The organism is Streptomyces sp. URMC 123, assembly GCF_051386515.1.
Taxonomy (GTDB): Bacteria; Actinomycetota; Actinomycetes; order Streptomycetales; family Streptomycetaceae; genus Streptomyces.
This window is the reverse complement of record NZ_JBPQTV010000586.1, coordinates 1-1,656: the sequence shown is the minus strand read 5'-3', so window position 1 is coordinate 1,656 and position 1,656 is coordinate 1. Positions and strand designations below refer to the sequence as shown.

Sequence of the window (1,656 nt, the reverse complement as noted above, 5' to 3'; positions counted from 1 at the left end):
GCTCATACCTCTGCGTGTATCCGCCCCGGCCCCGATGGACACCCGACCGACGGCCCGCCTCGCCCGTCAAGGAAGCTACTTCGGAATTTCCGCCTCCCGCACGGGTTTTCCTGATATTTACGGTCCCGCCGGGAGCCGCCGTCGCACGTGCCGACGCCCGCGCCCCGGCGCGCGCCCACCGTGCGCCACCAGGCCGTAACCTGTGCATTCTGTGGCCCGAGCCCACCGAGCCCAAGGCGACCAGGAAGGCGAGGCAGCAACCCATGCCCGAGCAGTCCCCTCAGAGCCACCAGAACGCGCGGAGCGCGTCGCAGAGCGCGCGCGGTCCGCAGAGCGCCCCCGGGCCGCTCACCGTCGCCGAAGACCACCCCTTCGGCCTGCACAACCTCCCTTACGGCGTCTTCAGCACCGCCGACGAGCCGGACCGGCGCCGCATCGGCGTCCGCTACGGCGACCACGTCCTGGACGCGCACACCGCCGCCACCGCCCTCGGCTCGCCGCACTCGGACGTGCTGGCCCACCCGTCGCTCAACCCGCTGCTGGCCGCCGGCCCCGCGGTGTGGGCGGCCGTGCGCGCCGACCTGCGGACCTGGCTGGGCTACCCGGCGATCGAACCGTTCCTGCACCCGCTGGACGCGGTCAGCCTGCACCTCCCCTTCGAGGTCGCCGACTACGTCGACTTCTACGCCAGCGAGCACCACGCCACCAACGTCGGCAGGATCTTCCGGCCGGACGGCGAGCCGCTGACCCCCAACTGGAAGCACCTGCCCATCGGCTACCACGGCCGCTCCGGCACGGTCGTGGTCTCGGGCACCCCCGTGGTCCGGCCGCTGGGGCAGCGCAAGGCCCCGACCGACCCCTCGCCGGTCTTCGGTCCCTCGGTCCGCCTGGACTTCGAGGCGGAGGTGGGCTTCGTGGTGGGCACGCCCTCGCGGGCCGGCGAGCCGGTGCCGCTCGGCGACTTCCGGGACCACGTCTTCGGGGTGTGCCTGGTCAACGACTGGTCGGCGCGGGACATCCAGGCGTGGGAGTACGTGCCGCTGGGGCCGTTCCTGGGCAAGTCCTTCGCCACGTCCGTCTCCGCGTGGGTCACACCGCTGGAGGCGCTCGACGCCGCCCGCACCGCGCCGCCGGCCCGCACCCACGACCTCCTGCCCTACCTGGACGACGCGGGCGCCGCGGAGCCGGGCGGCTTCGACCTCCGGCTGACCGTGGCGATCAACGGCCATACGGTGTCCGAGCCGCCGTTCTCGGCCATGTACTGGACGGCGGCGCAGCAGCTCGCCCATATGACGGTCAACGGGGCGAGCCTGCGCACGGGCGATCTGTTCGCGTCGGGCACGGTCAGCGGCCCGCGGCCGGAGGAGCGCGGCTGTCTGCTGGAGCTCACCTGGTCGGGGCGCGACGCGCTGGTCCTGCCGGACGGGGAGCGGACCTGGCTGGAGGACGGCGACGAGGTGACGATCTCCGCCTGGGCGCCGGGCCCGCACGGTACGCGGGTGGGCCTGGGCGAGGTGACCGGCCGCGTCGAGAAGTCCCCCACCCTCCACACGACGGACTGACGCTCCCCGCCGGGGGCGACCCGGAGAGGGCCGGGGCGCTGCCGCGCGGCATACGGGTCGCCGGGCCCGGCATCGAGCTGGTGCGGGCCCGGCC

The 1,656-nt window shown here is 74.2% G+C and carries 1 protein-coding gene; it reads left to right on the top strand.

Features of this window, described 5'->3' with window-relative positions:
- Positions 1–263 precede the first annotated feature (263 nt).
- Positions 264–1,562, top strand: coding sequence for a fumarylacetoacetase (gene fahA, locus ACSNOD_RS30985; protein WP_436770404.1), 1,299 nt, complete (start codon positions 264–266; stop codon positions 1,560–1,562).
- The last annotated feature ends 94 nt before the right edge of the window (positions 1,563–1,656 follow it).

Excerpts from the sequence above, each read along its gene's own strand:
- fahA (WP_436770404.1), top strand. The coding sequence starts at position 264 with ATGCCCGAGCAGTCCCCTCAGAGCCACCAGAACGCGCGGAGCGCGTCG.